The organism is Rhizobium sp. Root1334 (assembly GCF_001426665.1).
Taxonomy (GTDB): Bacteria; Pseudomonadota; Alphaproteobacteria; order Rhizobiales; family Rhizobiaceae; genus Pararhizobium.
In genome coordinates, this window is the sequence record NZ_LMEY01000023.1 from 299,548 (window position 1) to 320,554 (window position 21,007).

Consider the following 21,007-nt stretch of genomic DNA (forward strand, 5'->3'; position numbering starts at 1 on the left):
ACAAAGCCTGTGCCTCATCACGCATTTTTCCGGGAGATGCCGCTATGATCCGCGATCAGGGCCTCGTGTCGAAAATCTGGCGTTTTGCCGTCTGGGCAGTCGCGGGGCTGTTCATTATCAACCTTATCGGCGTAATCGCCGCCGTGGTGGTCAATTCCTTTGCCACCCGCTGGCTTGGCACCTGGCTGCCGGTTGGCCTGACGACGAAATGGTATTTTAGCGCCTGGAAGGAATTCCAGCTGTCGAGCGTCGTGTTCGTGACATTCCAGATCGTCTTCACCGTGGTCCTCATCTCCGGAATCCTCGGCGTCACCACGGCTTACGCGCTGGCGCGGCGGGACTTTCCGGGCAAGCGTCTTGTCGTGCTGCTATTTCTGCTGCCCTTGCTCATTCCGCCGCTAACCTATGGCATCCCATTGGCGACGGTGCTCTACCAGATCGGCCTCGGCGGTTCCTTCTGGGGCGTCGTGCTGATCAATCTCGTGCCCTCGCTGCCCTTCGTCGTTCTGGTGATGATCCCGTTCATCGAGCAGATCGACCCGCGCATCGAGGCCGCGGCCCGTGTCTTTGGCGCAGGCACCGGCAGCCTGTTTCTGCGCATCCTCCTGCCGCTTCTGTTGCCCGGCATGCTGGCGGCATTGCTTCTGGTTCTGGTGCGGACCATCGCCATGTTCGAGCTGACCTTCCTGATTGCCGGACCGACAAGCCAGACGCTGGTCGTGTCGCTCTACTACGCGGTCTTTGCCGCCGGTGTCCGGGCCGGGCAATCGATCGACGCCATGGCGGTGATCTATATGGTGACGACCCTGTTCTGGCTGATCCTCGCCTTGCAGTTCGTCAACCCGTCGCAGATTGTCGCCCGTGCCAAACAGCAGCCTGCATCATGACCAGATTGTCGAACCAAACACTTCCGGACCTGCCGGCTGCTATTGTAAAGCCCGGGTATGACCGGGCGAAGGTATCCATCGGCATTGTCCATCTCGGGATAGGTGCTTTCCACCGGGCGCATCAGGCGGTGTTTACCGATGACGTTTTGGCACGCGATCCATCCTGGGGAATTTGCGGGGTTTCGTTGCGCAGTGCGGAGACCCGTGACGCGCTGACGCCGCAGGACGGGCTCTATACGTTGAAGGTTCAGGACGGTGAGGGCGAAACGCTGCGCATCATCGGCAGTGTCCTCGAGACCCTTGTCGCGCCGGAGGACCCGCAGGCCGTTCTGCAACGGATGGCTGACCCGGCGACCCGCATTGTCTCGCTGACGGTCACGGAAAAAGGCTATTGCCACAATCCGGCGACCGGCACGCTGGATGAAAACCATCCCGATATTCAGCATGACCTGCAACATCCGGAAAAACCGAAATCGGCTATCGGCTTCATCGTCGAGGCTTTGGCCCGACGGCGGGCGGCAGGCGTGGAGGCCTTTACGCTTCTGTCCTGCGATAATCTTCCATCGAACGGTCATGTGCTGAAATGTGTTGTCCGCCGCTTCGCCGAACTGCGGGATACGGAACTGGGCGCTTTCGTCGCCGGTATTGCCTCTCCATCCACGATGATCGACCGGATCGTGCCGGCAACGACGGAGGCCGATCGCGCTGCCATTGCAACTGCTCTGGGTGTTGATGATGCCTGGCCGGTGGTGACCGAACCGTTCCGGCAATGGGTGGTGGAGGATCATTTTCCGCTCGAGCGTCCGGCATGGGAGGAAGCCGGCGCTATCTTCATTCCCGAGGTTTCCGCCTTCGAGACTATGAAGCTGCGGCTTCTCAACGGCAGCCACTCGACGCTTGCTTATCTGGGGCTTCTCGCCGGGGCCGAAACGGTTGCCGAGGCCATGGCCTTGCCGGGCATGGAGGCGCTGATCGAGGGCTTGATGCGTGAAGAGGTGTCTCCGACGCTGCCGCCGCTCGCCGGGTTTGATCTGGCGGCCTATCGAGGCGATCTCATTCAGCGCTTCAAAAACCCGGCGCTGCGCCACCGCACCTGGCAGATCGCCATGGATGGGTCGCAAAAGCTGCCGCAACGGTTGCTTGGCACGATCCGCGCCCGTAGGCGGGCAGGGACGTCCTGTGACCGGCTGGTGCTCGGAGTTGCCGCGTGGATGTATTACGCGCGTGGCGTCGATGAAGCCGGAAAGGCGATCGATGTCCGTGATCCGCTGGCTGGGCGCATCAGGGCTTTGTCGCAGGGACTGGATGATCCAGAAGAGATCGTTGCGGCGTTTCTCGGTTTGACTGAGGTCTTCGCCGACGATCTCGGCGGCGACGCTAATTTCCGGGTGGGGCTTGTCGATGGCTTGTCGCGGTTGCTCTCAACAGGGGCGGCGGCGGAGCTGGCTAGATGGCAAAGACCACGCGGGTGAGCTTGTTCTTTGCAGCCGTTGCCACGGCGGGCTGCCATCGGCATCCGGCCTGAGCCTGATCGGTGTGCGAGTGATTCACGAAATAGAGAGTAAATTCAGGGTTGAGTCCTGATTTTTATGTTTACTTTTTGTTGTGTTCTCCGAATTGCTATACTTGATTGCCGCGGTTCTTTGTCATCACAAGTCAGATATTGCGTTTTTCTTCACAATGGATCGGTTCCGTCGAAACTTTAATGAAATAACGCTCTGCTGAATTACGTTTCGGTTAACTACTGCTTTTTACCGCCATTTAGAATTTCGCAGCTACTGTCCATTGCCTGGGGAATACATTTACGCCGGGAAGTACCTGGTGCGGGGCAGGGGATCACTGTGCGTCTATTGAAGAAGCTATTTGCCGACCGGGCGGGCAATTTTGCCGTCATCGGGGCCATCGCCATCGTTCCTATCCTTGGCGCTGCCGGGATGGCTGTGGATTTCAGCCGCGCCATGGAACTCAAGTCGCGCTTGCAGAATGCCGCTGATGCAGCGGTGCTCGGCTCGATCGCCGAAAGATCCGCAGGTGTTGCACAAGCTGTCGGCATGACCAGCGATGGTCCCGTGCCCCTCAGTGAGGCGGAGGCGGAGGCTCTTTTTAAGGCTCAAAGCCAAGCCAAAACCAACTCTATAAAAGAGGATGGCATCGAAAAAGAGAAGATCGAATCCGAGGATATGAAGCTCGATCTCGTCAAGGCAACGGTCGTCAAGGACGGCAAAGATATCAAGGCCAAGCTGGCCTATCAGGCAACGTTGAAGACATCTTTCCTGCGTATTCTCGGCAAGGACAGCCTCTCGGTATCCGGTGGCGCCACCGCCGTTTACCAAACACAGTCCTTCATGGATTTCTACATGCTGCTCGACAACACCCCGTCGATGGGCGTGGCAGCGACACCTGCCGATGTCTTAAAGATGGAAGCCGCGACCAAGAACGTCTCGGATGCTGGCTCTAGAAGCTGCGCTTTCGCCTGCCACATCGTCGCAGAAAACGGCACCATCAATACCAACAGCAACTATTTCGTTGCCAAAAACAACGGTATCGAGATTCGCATCGACGTGGTTGCGAAGGCGGTCAAGGCATTGACAAGCGAGGCAGAGCGCCAGCAGAGCTATCCCAATCAGTTTCGGATGGCCGCGTACACATTCGGTGAAAAAGCGGAGGACGTCAAACTGCTGAAGGTGGCGGACCTGACCAGCGACCTGTCCAAGGTGAGGACAGGAACGAAGGATATCAAGCTGATGAGTATTCCCAAACAGGGGTACAACAATGACCAGCAGACGAGCTTCGACGATGCACTGACCGAGATCAATAAGGAAATCAGTGCGCCGGGCAATGGTACGACGTCTACCAATCCCGAGAAAGTCGTGTTCTTCGTTTCCGACGGGGTAGGCGACAGCAAGAAGCCGCAGGGGTGCACGAAAAGGCTCACGGGTACCCGCTGTCAGGAGCCGATCGACATCACCTACTGTCAGACCTTGAAGGATCGCGGCATCAAGATCGCCGTGCTCTATACGACCTATCTGCCTCTGCCCACCAACTCATGGTACAATAGCTGGATCAAGCCATTCCAGTCGGAAATCGGTACGCGGATGGAGGCCTGTGCCTCGCCGGGTTATTATTTCGAGGTGAGCCCGACCGAAGGAATCGAAAAGGCGATGAAGGCACTGTTCAACAAGATTATACGGACGCCGCGGCTGACAAGCTGAGTGTAGCACTATTCCGGATCGCTAACGAATGGCCATGAGTCCTCGGACCGCGTGGCCATTCTGCATTTCAGCGTGTGCCGCAGACCGAAATGCCGCGTTTTTGCAGTGCAGCATCGCGACACCCTGTACAATTGCGCTCAGGCGCAGTATGAGGCGCGCATGTATTGGCTGGCGACGTGCCGGCCGCGGACTGTGCTTACCCTCATCGACCGAGGCGCGCATGACATCCGAATTCCGAAAGATAAACATATGGTAGAGTTAGACGGCATCGCTCCGGCGATCGCTCAGGCATTGAGCAAGCGCGGTTATTCAGAGTTGACGCCGGTTCAGAAGGCTGTTCTGGGGCCTGAACTCGAGGGTCGCGATGCGCTGGTTTCGGCGCAGACCGGTTCGGGCAAGACCGTTGCCTTCGGCCTGGCGCTCGCCTCGACGCTGCTGGATGGCAAGGACCGGTTCGGCCAGGCAGGCGCGCCGTTGGCGCTCGCCGTCGCTCCGACCCGGGAACTCGCCTTGCAGGTCAAGCGCGAACTGGAATGGCTCTATGAACTCACCGGCGCAACCGTTGCTTCCTGTGTTGGCGGCATGGACATGCGCAGCGAACGGCGCGCGCTCGATCGCGGCGCCCATATCGTTGTCGGCACGCCCGGCCGTCTCTGCGACCATATCCGCCGTAGCGGCCTCGATATGTCGCGCCTGAAGGCCGTCGTTCTCGACGAAGCCGACGAAATGCTCGATCTCGGATTCCGCGAGGACCTCGAGTTCATTCTCGAAGCAGCACCGGCTGAACGCCGTACCTTGATGTTCTCTGCGACCGTGCCGCGCTCGATCGCCAATCTGGCCAAAAGCTACCAGCGTGATGCCGTGCGTATTTCGACGCAGGCCGAGCAGAAGCAGCATCTGGATATCGAATACCGGGCGCTGACCGTTGCTCCGTCCGACCGCGAAAATGCGATCATCAACGTTCTGCGTTTCTACGAGGCGAAGAATGCGCTGGTGTTCTGCTCGACTCGCGCTGCCGTCAATCATCTGACTGCGCGCTTCAACAATCGCGGGTTCTCCGTTGTCGCCATGTCCGGTGAACTCAGCCAGAACGAACGGACGCACGCGCTGCAGGCGATGCGCGATGGACGCGCCCGCGTCTGCATCGCCACCGACGTTGCCGCCCGTGGTATCGATCTGCCCGGCCTCGAACTCGTGGTTCACGCCGATCTGCCGACCAACCCGGAAACCCTGCTGCACCGGTCTGGCCGTACCGGCCGTGCCGGACGCAAGGGTGTGAGCGCACTCATCGTGCCGAACAGCGCGCGCCGCAAGGCTGAACGTCTGCTGCGCGATGCCAATATCAATGCCGACTGGGCAAGGCCGCCATCGGCGGACGAGGTTAGCCGCCGTGACGACGAGCGCGTTCTGGCCGATCCGGCGCTGACCGATCCGGTCACGCCGGATGAGGCCGATTTCATCCGCGAACTTTTGGAAAAGCACGGTGCCGAACAAGTGGCAGCCGCCTTCCTGCGGCAGGCGCGTGCCGGCCGCTCTGCGCCGGAAGATCTGATGGACACGCCGTCCTACACACCATCCGGTGATCGTGGCGATCGTCCGGACCGCGGCGAGCCGCGGGCTCCGCGTGGCGATTTTGGCGACAGCGCCTGGTTTTCGCTGTCGGCAGGCCGCAAGCAGAATGTCGAGCCGCGCTGGCTGATCCCGATGCTGTGCCGCATCGGCAAGATCACCAAGCAGGAAATCGGCGCCATCAAGATGCAGACCGAAGAAACCTATGTCGAGATTGCGCGCGAGTGGGTGGATCGTTTCGTCGAGGCGATCGGTCCGAAGCGGGCGCTGGAAAAAGGCATTACCGTAACGCAGCTCGATGGCGCGCCGGACCTATCCGGCCCGCGTGGTGGATTTGCAGGCAAGAAGCCTTACCCGGCCAAGAACGACTGGAAGGGTGAGGGCAAGCCGAAGCGCAAGTTTGAAGGCAAGCCGGATTTTGCTGGTGCTGACAACCGTTCGGCTGAAAAGACCGACAGCAAGCCCTGGACGAAGAAGGCCGGCAAGCCAGGCTTCGACAAGCCCAAGTTTGATAAACCCAAGTTTGACAAGCCGAAGTTTGACAAGCCGGGCACCGAAGGCGCCAAACGCAAGCCGCACAAGAACAAGGCGAACTGAGGTTCGCTCCCTCTTCTCCCCAGCGGGGAGAAGGTGCCCGAAGGGCGGATGAGGGGGCGGCACCCTCAGAATTCGCGGCCCCCTCATCGCCTCGCATCCGCTCGGCTCTTCTCCCCGCCGGGGAGAAGAGGGGCTTCCTGATTTGCTCCCGTTTATTGACGGGAGTAGATGCCGGATGGGGCGAGGTGGACCCGAGCCCGGGCGCAAACCTGAAGACGTTCAGCCTCCAAGTCGCTCAATCTGCCCCACCAGCGTCGAAGCCAGCCGCGTGCTCGCGCCACAGGCGATCACCAATTGCGGCAGGATCATCCATTCCAGGGTCCAGGCTGCGCCCGAGCGTTCCTGTTCATGCACCATCGATTGATGAATGGCGGACAGCTGCACCGCGTTGAAGCGGGCAAGCGACACCAGCGTTTCGGCAGCCACCGGGTTTTGCTTATGCGGCATGGCCGAGGAGCCGCCGCCGCCGGACAGCGCGATTTCGTCTCCGGCTTGAGCGAGCAGGGCGATATCCTGGCCGAATTTTCCAAGACTGCCCGAGATCAATGACAGGAGATGGGCGAGGTCGGCTATGATTGCGCGCTGGCTCTGCCATTGCGGGGTATCGGACAGTTCGAGGTTTCCAGCCAGAGCCGCCCGAACGGCATCGGCTTTGTCACCAAGCTTATCGAGAGTACCGGCGGCGCCGCCGAACTGGAGGGGAAATGCCGTTGCGTTCAGCCTCTTGCGATAATCGGCAAGCGGCCTTGACCACGCGGCGAGGCGATCGGCGACGGTGATCGGGATCGCTGCCTGCATCCGCGTGTGGGCCATCAGGTGGTTGCTGCCGTAATCGGTGTCGAGCTTGCCGAACATATCCAAGAGTTGCGACAACCGATCAGAAAGGACGGCGCTGGCCGCCTTTAGCCGCAGCATCAGGCTGGTGTCGATGACATCCTGGCTGGTGGCGCCGAAATGGACTTTTTCGGCCGCGTCCCCACCAACAGCCTTGCGCAATTGCCGGACAAGTTCCGGGATCACCACGCCATCGGCGGCGACCGCGTGGCGAAGGGCAAGGACATCAGGCTGGAATGTGGCGCAGGTTCCGGCAATACGGGCGGCTGATTGCTTTGAGACAATCCCGTGTTCGGCTTCTGCCTGCGCCAAGGCTGTCTCGAAGGCCAGCATGGCACGGATATCCGTCTCCGCCGAGAAGAAGGCGGATATTTCTTCGTCGCCGAGATGGCCTGAGAGATAGGGGTGGTCGAAAACCGAGGCGGTCATATCTGTCCTTGGTCCCGGGGTTTTGGCAGGCTGCTGAAAAACCCTGAAGATTGATTTGACGAAAGCGGTACCTCACTCTCCGTCTTCCTCGCCCTTGTGGAGGGGGATTCGGCGACCCGACGCCTGTCGGGTCAAAAGACGCTTTCAGCCCAAGGGCTTGGGCTGACTGGTTCCCTGTGACACCCCTCGGGTCAAGCCCGAGGGTAGGGATGACGGAGGATTTGGCAAACGTATAATTTCCAAAATGATCTGCAAATGCCGAGAAAATGACTTTATCAGCAGCCTGCTAGATGTCGAGGAACACGGTTTCCTTCTCACCCTGCAAATGGATGTCGAACGTATAGACCGATCCTTCGCGTGGCGCGACCAGGGTCGCAACACGGTGACGGTGTTCGATGCGTGCAAGCAGCGGGTCTTCAGCGTTGGCCTCAGCCTCGTCGGCAAAATACATGCGGGTATGCAGGCCGATATTGATGCCGCGGGCAACGATCCAGACAGTGATGTGCGGCGCCATCTTGCGCCCATCCTTGTAGGGCGCGCGGCCGGGCTTGATGGTCTCGAACGTGAACATACCGTCGTCGGCACTGGTCGGGCAGCGGCCCCAGCCGGTGAAATTGGGATCTGCGGTGCCGCGCAGTTCCGAGGGGCTGTTGTAGAGGCCAGCGGCATCGGCCTGCCAGATTTCGACGAGTGCATCCTTCAACGGCACACCGGCGCCGTCGATGACGCAGCCGCGCATGGTGATGCGTTCGCCGAGCGTCTTGTCGTTGACCATCGTGCTGCCGAGATCGGTGTCGTAAACGCCGGTGATGCCGGCAAAGTTCGGGGTGCAGCCGATGTGGACATAGGGGCCGGCCGTTTGCGACGGTGATTCTTTCAGGTAGCCGAGATCCTGGACCATCAGTTGCCCTCCATCCGGTTTTCAAACAGCGTCGAGCGGCGTCCACGCAGGACGATGTCGAATTTGTAGGCGCGTGCATCCATCGGGATGGTGTTGGCCCAGTCGAGCGGTGCGATCAACTGTTCGATGGCGCTTTTGTCGGGAATGGTGGTGACGATCGGACACTTCCAGATCATCGGGTCGCCTTCGAAATACATCTGAGTGATCAGGCGCTGGGCAAAGCCGTGGCCGAAGATCGAGAAATGGATATGGGCCGGACGCCAGTCGTTGACGCCGTTCGGCCAAGGGTATGCGCCCGGCCGGATGGTACGGAAGCGGTAGCTGCCGTCATCAGCCGTGATGGTGCGGCCGCAGCCGCCGAAATTCGGGTCGACCGCGGCGAGATAGCTTTCCTTCTTGTGGCGGTAGCGCCCGCCGGCATTGGCCTGCCAGAATTCAAGCAGCGCGCCGGGTACTGGCTTGCCGCGCTCGTCGAGGACGCGGCCATGGACGATGATGCGCTCGCCGATGGCGCTTTCGCCCGGCTTGGCAAAATTGTGAATGAGATCGTTGTCGAGTTCACCAAGCAGGGAATGGCCAAACACTGGCCCGGTGATTTCGGACATCGTGCCGTCAAGCGATAGCAGCGCCTTTTGCGGCGAGCGCAGTACCGAGGTTTTGTAGCCGGGCGTCAGCGCCGGAGCGTGCCAGGCGCGGTCGCGCTGGAAGAAGGCGCCGGTCTCAGGTTTTTTGTTGGAAAGATCAGACATCGTCCTGCCTCATACCGCCTGTCCGGCGTCCATCTGTTCGAAAACCTGCTTGGCGATCTTGATGGCGCGGTTGGCGGCGGGAACGCCGGCGTAGATCGCCACATGCAACAGCGCTTCGCCGATATCCTCGCGGCTGGCGCCGGTATTGGCGGTGGCACGTACATGCATCGCCACTTCCTCATCATGGCCAAGGGCGGCAAGCAGGGCAATGGTGACCATCGAACGCTCGCGTTTTGTCCAGGTTGGCCGGGACCAGACGTTGCCCCAGGCGGCCTCGGTGATCAGTTCCTGAAACGGCTGGTCGAAATCAGTGGTCGTGGACTGCGCCCGGTCGACGTGACGATCGCCCAGCACGGTGCGGCGGGTGGCGAGGCCCTGGCGGTAACGTTCAGTGGGCGCAGTGGCGTCACTCATGGGCTTTCTCTCCAGACAGGACGGTATCGATAAAGGCGCGCAGCACGGCGGTCAGCATTTCCGGTTGTTCAACGCAGGGGATATGGCCTGCATCCTTGATGACCTCGTAGCGGGCACCGGGGATCAGTTTGGCGGTCGACAGGACAACATCGGGCGGTGTCGAGCCATCCTGATCGCCGACGATGCAGATCGTCGGAACGGCGATGCGCTTGGCTGCCTCGGTGAAATCCGCATCGCGGATCGCGGCACAGGTGCCGGTGTAGCCTGCCACTGGCTGGCGGACCAGCATGTTGCGATAGCCGTGCAACGCGTTGTTTTCCGGGCGCCGGAAGGCGGGGGTGAACCAGCGCTCAAGAATGCTGTCGGTAATGCTGGCGATGCCGTTCTCTTCGATGGCGGCAATGCGGGTGTTCCAAAGGTCCGCCGTGCCGATCCTGTGGGCGGTGTCGCAAAGCGCCAAAGCCCGCACGAGATCAGGCCGGGCAGCATAGAGGCCCTGCGCAATCAGGCCGCCGACCGAGAGGCCGCAAATGACAGCCTGCTTGACGGCGAGGAGATCGAGAAGGCCGGTGAGATCCGCAACATGCAGGTCCATCGAATAGGGCATGTCGCCGACATCCGACAGGCCATGGCCGCGCTTGTCATAGAGAACCATGGCAAAGTCACCCGCGAAACGCACGATCACGTCGCGCCAGATGCGAAAATCCGTGCCGAGCGAATTTGCAAAGACCAGCACCGGTTTGTCATTGGCTGCACCAATGATCTGATAGTGAAGCGTGACGTCGTTGATGCGGGCAAACTGCACGGAAATTCTCCTCGGAAACAGATTGGAACTTTAATCTGGTTCGGTAAAATGACATTTTATTGCCTATCATTAACTCTCAGGTTATGAGTTGTCATGATCGACGCCCGTGTGAAATTCCGCCATTTGCAAACCTTTGTCGAGGTTGCCCGCCAGAAGAGCGTAATGAAGGCGGCCGACCTTCTGCATGTCAGCCAGCCGGCGGTGACCAAGACCATCCGCGAACTGGAAGAGGTTCTCGGCGTGTCCGTGTTCGAGCGCGACGGCCGTGGCATCAAGATCACCCGATATGGCGAGGCCTTTCTGCGGCATGCAGGGGCGGCGCTGACGGCGTTGCGCCAAGGGCTGGATTCCGTCTCGCAGGAACGCTCGGGCGATGGACCGCCGGTGCGGATCGGTGCGCTGCCAACAGTCTCGACGCGGATCATGCCGAAGGCGATGGCGAATTTCCTCAAGGAGGAAACCGGCAGCCGCATCAAGATCGTCACCGGTGAAAACGCGGTGCTTCTGGAGCAGTTGCGCGTCGGCGATCTCGATCTGGTCGTCGGGCGGCTTGCGGCACCTGAACAGATGACCGGGTTCTCCTTCGAACACCTCTATTCCGAGCAGGTCGTCTTCGTGGTGCGCGCCGGTCACCCGCTGTTGTCGGCAAAGCAGTCGGTGTTCGACAATCTTGGCGTCTATCCGGTGCTGATGCCGACGCGTGCCTCGATCATCCGGCCGTTCGTCGAACGGTTCTTGATCACCAACGGCATCGCCAGCCTGCCCAACCAGATCGAAACCGTCTCCGATTCCTTCGGGCGGGCCTTCGTGCGGGCAAGCGATGCCATCTGGATCATTTCGACCGGCGTGGTGGCCGGCGATATCGAGGACGGAATGCTGGCGGCACTACCGATCGATACCAGCGAGACCAAGGGGCCGGTCGGGCTGACCATGCGGGCCAACGCCATTCCCTCGATGCCGCTGGCCATCTTGATGCAGACGATCCGCGAGGCGGCGGCTGAGATTTCCGCTGTTTCGGCTGACCATGCAGAGCGGCGGTAAAACTCCACTGCGATGGGTATTCACTTGATGGTTTTCCTGTACGAAATTACCACCGGCTGATAGTCTGCGTTCAACTTCAAGTTTTGGATTTTATTGGCGTATTAGGGGTCAGAGGCAAAGCATGTCGGAAGTAACGGTAGAGCCTGCCGCAAAAGGCCGGCCGACGGTCTGGACCAAGCCGCTGAGATCGCTTTTGGGGCTTGCCATGGCAGCCCTGCTGATCGCCGTTTCGGGTACGCTTATCACCCTTGGCTATGTGCGGGCGCGCGATTCCGCATTGATCAATGCCGAGGCGGACATGCGGGCCTTTTCCGAGCGTTTGATCGACCGGTTGGGTATTCTTTCCGGCAGGACGACGGCGCTCGTGGGGTTCACTGCTTCGATCGCCAATTCCTTTCTCGTGCCGCCGCCCGAGCGCATGAGCGACAAGATCAAACTGCTGCGCGAAATCATTGCTCAATCGACCAATCTGGATGGCATTTATGCCGGCTATCCCGACGGGGAGTTCATCCAGGCCGTCGACCTGAGCGCCCCGGCGTGGCGCAGAGCGCTCGATGCGCCGGAAACCGCGGCGATTGCGGTTCGCTCCATGCAAACAGAGCCGACGGGTGAGCGCAGCAACCGGCTGATCTTCCTCGACAAAGACGGCAATCAGATGCTGGAGCGGCGCCTCCTGACTACCGGTTTCGATCCAAGAAAACGCCCCTGGTATCAGGCTGCAGTCAATGGCACGAGGCCAGCTGCGATCGGGCCGTATACGATGGTGACAACAGGCGCTCTGGGGATGACCATTTCACAGGCACATCACGGTAATGGCGGTATTGTCATTGGCGCGGATATCGATCTTGGCACAATCACCGAATTCATGGCGCGTGAACGCCTGACCGCGGAAACGGTCGCCTTCGTGATGGACGCCGGTGGAAAGCTGATCATGCATTCCGATCGCGGACTGATGGCCCGCATGACAACGGTGAAGGAAAAGGGGGAAACGGATGTTGCCAAGCCTCTCGATCCGCTGCTTTCAGGCATCAAGGCCAACCTTCCAACAGGCAACGGGGTAAGCTTCGCGGATATCAACGGCCGCACCTACATCATCATGGCGACCTCGGTAAAATCCGTTTTGCTGCTTGCCGGGCACCGGACCGTGGTGGCGGCCCCGCTCGACGAACTGACCGCGACCGCCAACCGCAACCTCTATCAGGGGCTTGCCATCGCGGCTGCCATTGTCGTTCTGGGACTGCTTGCGGCGCTCTTCCTGGCGCGGCTGGTTACACAATCGCTGAGCCAGCTGACCGCTAACGCCAAGCGGTTGCAGGATCTCGATTTCACGGCTCCAAGCAACGTGTTTTCACACGTCACCGAAATCTCGACACTTGGCCGGGCAATGAACCGGGCGCGCGATGCGATCTTCACCTTCGCGCTCTATGTGCCGAAAGAACTGGTGCGCAAGGGCATCGAATCCGGGCAGTTTGCTGGCCGCAGCGCGCGACGCCAGGAGGTGACGGCCTGGTTTACCGATATCTACGACTTCACCACGCTCAGCGAGCAACGCATGCCGGAGGAGGTGGTGGCGCTACTCTCCGACTATTTCGACATCTTCAACGAGACTGTCGGCGAGCATGGGGGCGAGATCATCCAGTTTCTCGGGGACTCGGTCTTTGCCATGTGGAACGCGCCGGTTGCCGATGAGCGCCATGCGGAAAACGCCTGCCGCTGTGCGCTGGCGGTGGAACGAAAACTCAGGGTATTCAATGCTGATCTGAAGGCGCGAGGCCTGCCGGAATTGCGCACCCGCTTTGGCATTCATACAGGCGCGGCGGTTGTGGGGAGTGTCGGCGCCAAAGAGCGGCTGCAATATACCGCGATGGGCGATACCGTGAACGTCGCGTCACGTCTCGAAGGCATGAACAAGGTCTATGGCACGACAATTCTTGCCAGCAGTGCTGTCGTCGCCTTGTGCGACAATACGATTGTCTTTCGTCCGCTGGGGGAGGCGCAAGTAAAAGGCAGGGCGACGGCGCTGCAGTTGTTCGAGGTTGTGGGTGAGAAAACCGAAGCGGACTGTCTGCAGACGCAAGTCGCGCTACAAAGCTGACGATCAATCGTCCGAGTAGCGTTGCTCGCGCCAGGGATCGCCAAGCATGTGGTAGCCGTTCTTCTCCCAGAAGCCGGCCTGATCGCCTACCAGGAATTCAATGCGGCGCAGCCATTTGGCGCTTTTCCAGAAGTAGAGATGCGGGATGACGAGGCGCACCGGGCCGCCATGATTGCGTGTCAGCGGTTCGCCTTCCCAGGCCGTTGCGAGAATTCCGTCTTCGGAGGCGAAATCGGCAAGCGGCAGGTTGGTGGTATAGCCGTCATAGCCGGTCAGCATGACGAAATTGGCCTCCGGTCTAGGCATGACCAGATCGAGCAGATCGTGGGTCGAAACACCTTCCCAACGACTGTCGTAGCGCGACCATGTCGTCACGCAATGAATGTCCGACTGCTTACGGCTTTGTGGTAGCCGCCGGAACGTGTCCCAATCGAGTTTGACAGGATTCTCGACGCCGCCGACGATCTGCAGCGTCCATTCCGCCTCCTGGATACGCGGTTGCTGGCCGAGATCAAGCACCGGCCAGTTGGTGACCAGATGCTGGCCCGGTGGCAGGCGGCCGGTTTCCGGGCGGGTTATCCTGCCGGCCAGAAACTTGCCTTGTTCGGCCCAACGCCGCTTGGAGGCCGTCAGTTTTGTTTCCACGGTTTCATCGGTCATGATCGGACCTCGCAGTTTGCACCCTGCCGGATGGCGTCGCATGGTGGAAGTACAGTTTCAATCTGGAAGCGTGTCAAGCGGGCGGCACAAGCACCGGCGTATTTCGAAACGACGAAGGCCGCGCATCTTTCGATGCGCGGCCTTTGTTAGCCTCTTTCAATCCGGTCAGGCCGGAAGCTGGAAGTAGGCGTTGGCGAACAGCACGACGGCAAGGCCTGCTGCAAGGGCAACATAGGGCAGGATGCCGGCTTTCTTGACGCCGAGATCCTGGCCAACGAGCCCCAGATCTTCCATTGCCCCTGCAGGGAACTTGCCGCCGTCACGGACGAAGTGGCGATAGGCAAAGACCGGCAGGATGAGGGCGGCGAAGATGAAGCCAACCCACAGCGCGTTAGAGTAACCCCAGACCTTGGCACCGGCGCCGAGGAACAGCGCGTTGACGAAGGCGAGAACCGTATTGAGACCGATCAGCCAGGTCGGTGCCTTCCAGGGGCGCGGGATGTGGCTGGAGTCCATGCGGTGGATCCAGCCGGCATTGAGGTTGAGGAAGTTGAAGATGATGTAGCCGACATTGGAGACCGCCAGCACAAAGAAGTAGCCGGCCACGTCGGAGGCGATCGCAAGCAGGATCAGGTTGAAGCCGAAGTCGGTCCACATGGCGCGGGTCGGAGCGCCGTGCTCGTTGACGTGATCGAGGTACTTTGGCAGCCAGCCGTCCTTGGACCCCTGGTAGAGGGTGCGCGACGAACCCGCCATCGCGGTCATGATGGCGAGGAACAGGGCCATGATCATTAGGAGAACGAGGATCTGCGTGATGATCTGGCCGCCATGGACGAGGCTTGCCAGGGCTTCCGCAACACCTGTTCCATCAACGATGCCAGGTGCGAGCATGCCCGCATGGCCAAGAACGCCCTGGAAGGTGAATGGGATGAGGAAGAAAAACAGGCAGCAGAGCAGGCCGGAGTAGAAGATGGCCTTGAACGTGTCAGTCTTCGGGTTCTTTAGTTCACGGGTATAGCAGACGGCCGTTTCGAACCCATAAGTCGACCAGGCGGCGATATAGAGGCCGCCGAGGAACAGTGTCCAGCCGCCATTGCTCCAGACGCCGTCGATACCGGAATAACCGGCCGTCGGCGGCACGAGATTGGTGATATTGGCGCTGTCGATCTGGCCGGAGAAGATGGGATAGAGGCCGATGAGCAGCAGCGGCAAGAGAACGATGATGGCAAGCCATTTCTGGACACTGGCCGTTCCCTGGATGCCGCGATGCTGGATCGCAAAGATGATCAGCATCAGGATACCACCAATGACGAAGGTGGCGTTGAGGTTTGCCTTGGCGAGGAAGGGAATATCGAAGGTGATCAGCGACCAGTTGCGGATCGCCGGGGTGAGGGCGGCGATGGCATCGGTCGACAACAGGGCCGAGATGGCGTCCTGCGGTGTCTTGCCGGCATTGGCAGCCAGCCATTCCGCGACGCGCGGGCTTTCGGCCGTCAGCGTTGCCATGTTGGCGCTGATCCATTCCATCACCGCCGGGCTACCGGCGCCGGGAATGGGGAACAGAGCATTCAGGATATAGCCCGCCGCGATGGCGCAGCCGAGCGACAGAACCGGTGACCAGGCGAACCAGTTGCACCACACCGATAGTGGCGCGATGAATTTCGAATAACGCAGCCAGGCGGTGGCGCCATAGATCGATGCGCCGCCGGATTTGTTGCCGAACATGCCGGCGATTTCGGCATAGGTGAAGGACTGCAGGAAGCCCATGACCATGGAAATGATCCAGACGACGAAGGCGAGTTTGCCCGTCGTGCCGGCAATGCCGCCGATGGAGAAGAGCACCAGCGGCGGTACGCCGGCAGCAACCCAGAATGCCCCTTTCCAGTCCAGCGCGCGGATCAGCCCGGTGCCCGAGGCAGCGGTCGACCCGTCGGTCTCAACGATAGATGCCATAAACAGTCTCCTCGACCAGTTTTGTCTTCAAGCGCGCGTGGCGCGTCCCCTTTATTGATGATGCTGGCTGCGGTTTTTATTGCTTGGCGAAGCCTGCATTGAGCAGTGTCATTCACCGTTCCCGTCACTGAAACTCGTGACCGCAGTTATCTTCATAGTGAATTTTTTTTCTTCTCGGTCAAGTCTCTCTTTACTTTCCAAGGGCTCCCATAGGATAGTTTGGCCATATTGCCGGTGCATAACGTGGCGCTTATAGATCGCTGAACCGACTGTGCCTTCGGGTGGGAGCTGAGATGATTGATTCCGGACGATTTGCCGGCACCTTGATGCCGCCGCGGCCCAGTACGATTCTGCGTCCGGGTATTCCGGCGCTTGCGCCTGGCGTCGAGCGTTACCGGGTCAAGGGACGCGGCACGACCGCGGTCAAGGTGATGGCCGGTGACCGGATCAGCATCAAGGATATCGAGGGCGGCCAGTTGTGCGAGGTGAGCTTCATTGATGCCGCAGGGCGTTTCAATGCGGCCGGTCTCGGGGTTGCGTTTTCGCAGCCTGCCCATGGACTTCAGGAAATCCTTGCTCGGGACGAGGAGAGTGCGCGGCGAACGCTGGGGGCTTTGAAACGGCGCAATGTCGATCCTGCCGGGGCGCAGGCGCTGGTCCTGTTTGGCGAAAGCTCGTCACCCGGGGCCGTGGCGGAATTGACCCTTGTCCTTGATGGATTGCTGATCGTCGCTGCCCCGGCACCGGCGATGGACGCCGAGGCGCAGAATACCGCAACGGCGCTCGAACTGCGCGTGACCCGCTCCAAAATCGAGCGTACCTATGAAGAGATGCTGCCGGAACCGATGGCCGATCCGATCCAGGACCTGCGCATCCAGGCGGCAAGAGCGTCGGCCTATTTCGTGCGCGCCGGCGAGTTCATTCAGGTCATCGACGTTTCCGGCCGGCAATGCACCGATTTCCAGGCGTTTTCGGCCCGCAAGGTCGACAAGGGGCTGGATCTGGCGCTCGACGCGACAGTGACCCGGACGCTGCTTGGCCGCAGCTATCCGACGCCGGGTCTGCCGTCGAAGGCGTTCGACCGGGATTTTGAGCCGCTGGTGGAGATCGTGCAGGATACGGTTGGGCGTCATGACGCCTTCGCGACCGCCTGCAATTCACGCTATTACGACGATATGGGCTATCCGGGGCATGTCAATTGCACCGATAACTTCAACCATGCGCTGGCGCCCTATGGCATTGCACCGCGCAAGGGCTGGGAAGCGCTCAATTATTTCTACAACACCAATGTCGACCACCACAACCAGCTCTATCTTGACGAACCGTGGTCGCGGCCGGGCGATTATGTGCTGATGCGGGCGCTGACCGATCTGGTCTGCGTCTCCTCGTCCTGTCCCGACGATATCGATGCGGCCAATGCCTGGAACCCGACCGATATCCATGTCCGCACCTATGCGGACAAGGAGAAATTCGCCCGCGCCGTCGCCATCCGAATGACCCCCGATGCAGAGCCAGAAATGACCCAGGAAACCGCCTTCCATCCGCGCTTGTCGGCACTGACGCGCAACCATACCGAATATCGCGGCTACTGGCTGCCGAACCGCTTCAACAACGAAGGACCGATCGAGGAATACTGGGCCTGCCGCGAGAAGGCGGTGGTGATGGACCTGTCGCCGCTTCGGAAATTCGAGGTGACCGGCCCGGATGCGGAGGCTCTGCTGCAATATTGCGTCACGCGCGATATCCGCAAACTGTCGCCGGGCCAAGTCGTCTATACGGCGATGTGCTACGAGAATGGCGGCATGATCGACGACGGTACTGTATTCCGGTTGGGCGATAACAATTTCCGCTGGATCGGCGGCGACGATGTCAGCGGCATCTGGCTGCGCGAGCAGGCGGAAAAGAAGGGCTACAAGGCCTGGGTGCGCTCTTCCACCGACCAGATGCATAATCTCGCTGTCCAGGGGCCGAATAGTCGCGACCTTATCAAGGAAATCATCTGGACGGCACCCTCGCAGCCATCGATCGGCGAGCTTGAATGGTTCCGCTTTGCCGTCGGCCGCATCGGCCATTTCGAGGGCGCTCCGGTCGTTGTCTCGCGCACCGGCTATACCGGCGAACTCGGCTATGAAATCTTCTGTCATCCGAAGGATGCGCTCGCCGTCTTCGACGCGGTCTGGGAGGCCGGGCAGAAACATGGCTTGAAGCCGATGGGTCTGGAGGCGCTCGACATGGTACGCATCGAGGCCGGGCTGGTATTTGCCCATTATGATTTCTCCGATCAAACCGACCCGTTCGAGGCCGGTATCGGCTTCACCGTGCCGTTGAAATCAAAGACCGAGGATTTCATCGGGCGTGACGCGCTGATCAAGCGCAAAGAAAACCCGCGCTACAAGCTGGTCGGGCTCGATATCGATGCCAATGACGCCGTTGGCCATGGCGATACCGTGCATATCGGCCGCGCGCAGGTTGGCGTCGTTACCAGTGCAACCCGCTCGCCGCTTCTGAAAAAGACGATCGCGCTGGCGCGGATGGATGTGCTGCATTCAGAGATTGGCACGGATGTCGAGATCGGCAAGCTGGATGGCCAGCAGAAGCGGCTACCGGCGAAGATCGTGCCGTTTGCGCATTATGATCCGCAGAAGCTCAAGCCGCGGTCGTAACGCCGCGGTTCAGCTCGATTTCCCTTGGGCCGTTGCGATCTGCCGGGCGACGGCTTCGGAATCGTTGGCGAGGGTGCGCATTTCCGAGGCGAGAACGGCAAAGCCGGCACCGGCTGTACCGGCACGGGCGGCTTCGATACCGGCATTGACGGCAAGCAGTTTCAGGTAGCGCAGGGAATGCAGGATTTCGGCCGTCCGCGAGGCGGTCGCGCGCATGTCGGCGGTCTGTTCGTCGATGCGCTGGTAGAGGGATTCGATGTTGACGATGCTGCCTTCGAGATAGAGCAATTCGCCGTTTGTGTCCCAGACGCCGCCGCCGGTTTCCGTAACCCAGATGAGGTGACCGCTGTTGTGGCGGATGCGGTATTCGAGCGTCCAGTCGGTACGGTTTTCCAGCGCTTTGCCGACCACGGCATCCATGGCCGGAACATCGTCTTCGCACATGATCGACGTGAAGGTACGCACGCGATTGCCGACGATTTCGTCCGCCTTGTAGCCGAAGATACGCTGGATGCCGTCGGTCATATCCAGCATCGTATAGTGTTCGTCGGCCCGGCATCGGTACAGAAACCCGTTCATGCGGCCGAGAACACTGCTCAGAAAATCCATGGCTGATCCGGTGATGCTGGAGGAGGAAAGGGCAGGTGAACTTATTCTTGAAATTCCGGCAATCTGACATCGGAAAGCCGAAGGCCATCAATTGGCCTCCGGCTCCATTATCGGGGAAACGCGGTCAGTTCTTGAGATAGACTTCCAGCGTGTCGTCCATGGCTTCCAGCCAGGGCGTATGGTGCTTCGGTGCCATGGTGCCGGTCATCAGCGATTTGTAGGCGTTGTCGCGGAAGCCCATGATGTTTTCGGCCTTGTGATGCTCCCATTCCATGAAGGTCTGGTTGGTGCCTTCGACATCGAACTTGGGATAATCGGTGTCTTCGAGAAGCTCGATGACGTAATCGCCCTGGAACCAGATCATCTGTTCGGCATCCTCGAGCGTTTCCTCGCGGGCGCGCCATTTGTCGAAATGCGCCTGCATCTCCGCCTTCGGCGGCAGCTTGATGCGGTTCATAATCACATCGCGGGCATACCAGGCCTGGGCGTCGAACATGTTGAAGGTGTAGAACTGGTCCTGCATGCCGATATACATCAGCTGCGGATTGTCCTCGTAGACGACGCCCTTGTAGAGGCTGTCCGACCAAAGGCGGTTGGCGGTCTTCAGGCGCAGGTCGTCGGGCAGGAACGGGAAGTGGTGGAGATAACCGGTGCACAGGATCAGTGCATCGACCTCCTTGGTCGAGCCATCGGCAAAATGCGCCGTCTTGTTGACGAGCTTTTGCAACAGAGGCCGCTCTTCGAAACGCTCCGGCCACTTGAAGCCCATCGGCTTGGAGCGATAGCTGGTGGTCACCGATTTCGCGCCGTATTTCCAGCATTGCGAGCCGATATCCTCGGCCGAATAGGAGCGGCCGACGATCAGCACGTCCTTGTCCTTGAATTCCAAAGCATCGCGGAAATCATGGGCATGCAGGACGCGGCCGCCAAAGGTTTTCACACCTTCGAAATAGGGGACGTTCGGCGTGGAGAAATGGCCGGAGGCGACGACGACATAATCGAAGATCTCGTCATACATGACGTCGTTGACGCGGTCGTGTGCGGTGACGGTAAAGGTCTTGGATTCCTCATCGAAACGGACCATGCGCACCGGCGTGGAGAAGCGCACCCATTTGCGCACATCGGCCTTTTCGACACGGCCCTTGATATAGTCCCAGAGCACGGCGCGGGGCGGGTAGGAGCCGATCGGCTTGCCGAAATGCTCCTCGAACGAGTAGTCGGCGAATTCCAGGCATTCCTTCGGACCGTTCGACCAGAGATAGCGGTACATGCTGCCATGAACCGGCTCGCCATATTCATCAAGCCCGGTGCGCCAGGTGTAGTTCCAAAGGCCGCCCCAGTCGGCCTGTTTTTCGAAGCAGACGATTTCGGGGATTTCTGCGCCCTTCTGGGCGGCGGACTGGAAGGCTCTCAACTGGGCAAGGCCCGAAGGTCCTGCGCCGATCACGGCTACTCTGGTCATGTCTGTTTGTTCCCTTTTTATGTCGTTGTGTGCTTTGTGAAGAACCCCTCCCCAACCCTCCCCACAAGGGGGAGGGAGCAGATCGCGTGTGCCTCGCCCTCATTATCCTGTGACGATGGAGCGGCCG

Annotated in this window: 16 protein-coding genes; 7 read left to right on the forward strand and 9 right to left on the reverse strand. The window is 60.0% G+C overall.

Annotated features, from left to right (window positions below; genetic code table 11):
* The first annotated feature begins 44 nt into the window (after nt 1-44).
* From ASD36_RS19970 to ASD36_RS19985, 4 genes are all read left to right on the forward strand, one after another.
* The gene (locus ASD36_RS19970) at nt 45-887 is read left to right on the forward strand and encodes an ABC transporter permease subunit (RefSeq protein WP_060506629.1); all 843 of its coding nucleotides are present in this window, start codon (nt 45-47) and stop codon (nt 885-887) included.
* On the forward strand, nt 884-2,359 hold the full coding sequence (locus ASD36_RS19975) for a mannitol dehydrogenase family protein (RefSeq protein WP_060506630.1): 1,476 nt from the start codon (nt 884-886) through the stop codon (nt 2,357-2,359). The genes ASD36_RS19970 and ASD36_RS19975 overlap by 4 nt, the downstream gene beginning before the upstream one ends.
* A gap of 378 nt (nt 2,360-2,737) precedes the next feature.
* A complete protein-coding gene (locus tag ASD36_RS19980) occupies nt 2,738-4,099 on the forward strand; it encodes a Tad domain-containing protein (protein ID WP_112834585.1) in 1,362 nt (453 codons plus the stop codon).
* A 249-nt stretch (nt 4,100-4,348) separates the two neighbouring features.
* Nucleotides 4,349-6,265 (forward strand): DEAD/DEAH box helicase, encoded by a 1,917-nt coding sequence (locus ASD36_RS19985; RefSeq protein WP_060506787.1) that lies wholly within the window; start codon nt 4,349-4,351, stop codon nt 6,263-6,265.
* A gap of 219 nt (nt 6,266-6,484) precedes the next feature.
* Here ASD36_RS19985 and ASD36_RS19990 read toward each other — a convergent pair whose 3' ends face one another.
* From ASD36_RS19990 to pcaD, 5 genes are all read right to left on the reverse strand, one after another.
* A complete protein-coding gene (locus tag ASD36_RS19990) occupies nt 6,485-7,528 on the reverse strand; it encodes a 3-carboxy-cis,cis-muconate cycloisomerase (RefSeq protein ID WP_060506632.1) in 1,044 nt (347 codons plus the stop codon).
* A 286-nt stretch (nt 7,529-7,814) separates the two neighbouring features.
* Nucleotides 7,815-8,429: a protocatechuate 3,4-dioxygenase subunit alpha gene (gene pcaG, locus ASD36_RS19995; RefSeq protein ID WP_060506633.1), complete on the reverse strand. Its 615-nt coding sequence runs from the start codon at nt 8,427-8,429 to the stop codon at nt 7,815-7,817.
* Complete coding sequence (pcaH, locus tag ASD36_RS20000; RefSeq protein WP_060506634.1) at nt 8,429-9,178, reverse strand: protocatechuate 3,4-dioxygenase subunit beta; 750 nt, start codon at nt 9,176-9,178, stop codon at nt 8,429-8,431. Before pcaH ends, pcaG begins: the two co-directional genes overlap by 1 nt.
* Before the next feature lie 9 nt (nt 9,179-9,187).
* On the reverse strand, nt 9,188-9,592 hold the full coding sequence (pcaC, locus tag ASD36_RS20005) for a 4-carboxymuconolactone decarboxylase (RefSeq protein WP_060506635.1): 405 nt from the start codon (nt 9,590-9,592) through the stop codon (nt 9,188-9,190).
* On the reverse strand, nt 9,585-10,397 hold the full coding sequence (gene pcaD / locus ASD36_RS20010) for a 3-oxoadipate enol-lactonase (RefSeq protein WP_060506636.1): 813 nt from the start codon (nt 10,395-10,397) through the stop codon (nt 9,585-9,587). Before pcaD ends, pcaC begins: the two co-directional genes overlap by 8 nt.
* A 93-nt stretch (nt 10,398-10,490) precedes the next feature.
* On the opposite strand from pcaD, the gene pcaQ reads away from it, so the two are divergent.
* Nucleotides 10,491-11,438: a pca operon transcription factor PcaQ gene (gene pcaQ / locus ASD36_RS20015; RefSeq protein WP_060506637.1), complete on the forward strand. Its 948-nt coding sequence runs from the start codon at nt 10,491-10,493 to the stop codon at nt 11,436-11,438.
* A gap of 121 nt (nt 11,439-11,559) precedes the next feature.
* Nucleotides 11,560-13,533 (forward strand): adenylate/guanylate cyclase domain-containing protein, encoded by a 1,974-nt coding sequence (locus ASD36_RS20020; RefSeq protein ID WP_060506638.1) that lies wholly within the window; start codon nt 11,560-11,562, stop codon nt 13,531-13,533.
* Nucleotides 13,534-13,536: 3 nt separating this feature from the next.
* On the opposite strand, the gene ASD36_RS20025 is transcribed toward ASD36_RS20020, so the two are convergent.
* Together ASD36_RS20025 and ASD36_RS20030 are read right to left on the reverse strand one after the other, a co-directional pair.
* On the reverse strand, nt 13,537-14,193 hold the full coding sequence (locus tag ASD36_RS20025) for a sulfite oxidase-like oxidoreductase (RefSeq protein WP_060506639.1): 657 nt from the start codon (nt 14,191-14,193) through the stop codon (nt 13,537-13,539).
* 165 nt (nt 14,194-14,358) lie between these two features.
* Complete coding sequence (locus ASD36_RS20030) at nt 14,359-16,146, reverse strand: APC family permease (protein ID WP_060506640.1); 1,788 nt, start codon at nt 16,144-16,146, stop codon at nt 14,359-14,361.
* 326 nt (nt 16,147-16,472) lie between these two features.
* Here ASD36_RS20030 and ASD36_RS20035 point away from each other — a divergent pair, with 326 nt between their 5' ends.
* The gene (locus ASD36_RS20035; RefSeq protein ID WP_244489863.1) at nt 16,473-18,809 is read left to right on the forward strand and encodes an aminomethyltransferase family protein; all 2,337 of its coding nucleotides are present in this window, start codon (nt 16,473-16,475) and stop codon (nt 18,807-18,809) included.
* A gap of 9 nt (nt 18,810-18,818) precedes the next feature.
* On the opposite strand, the gene ASD36_RS20040 is transcribed toward ASD36_RS20035, so the two are convergent.
* The gene (locus ASD36_RS20040) at nt 18,819-19,418 is read right to left on the reverse strand and encodes a PAS domain-containing protein (protein WP_060506642.1); all 600 of its coding nucleotides are present in this window, start codon (nt 19,416-19,418) and stop codon (nt 18,819-18,821) included.
* A gap of 124 nt (nt 19,419-19,542) precedes the next feature.
* Nucleotides 19,543-20,880 carry an NAD(P)/FAD-dependent oxidoreductase gene (locus ASD36_RS20045; RefSeq protein WP_060506643.1) on the reverse strand — a complete coding sequence of 446 codons (1,338 nt, stop codon included), beginning with the start codon at nt 20,878-20,880 and terminating at the stop codon, nt 19,543-19,545.
* Nucleotides 20,881-21,007: the final 127 nt, after the last annotated feature.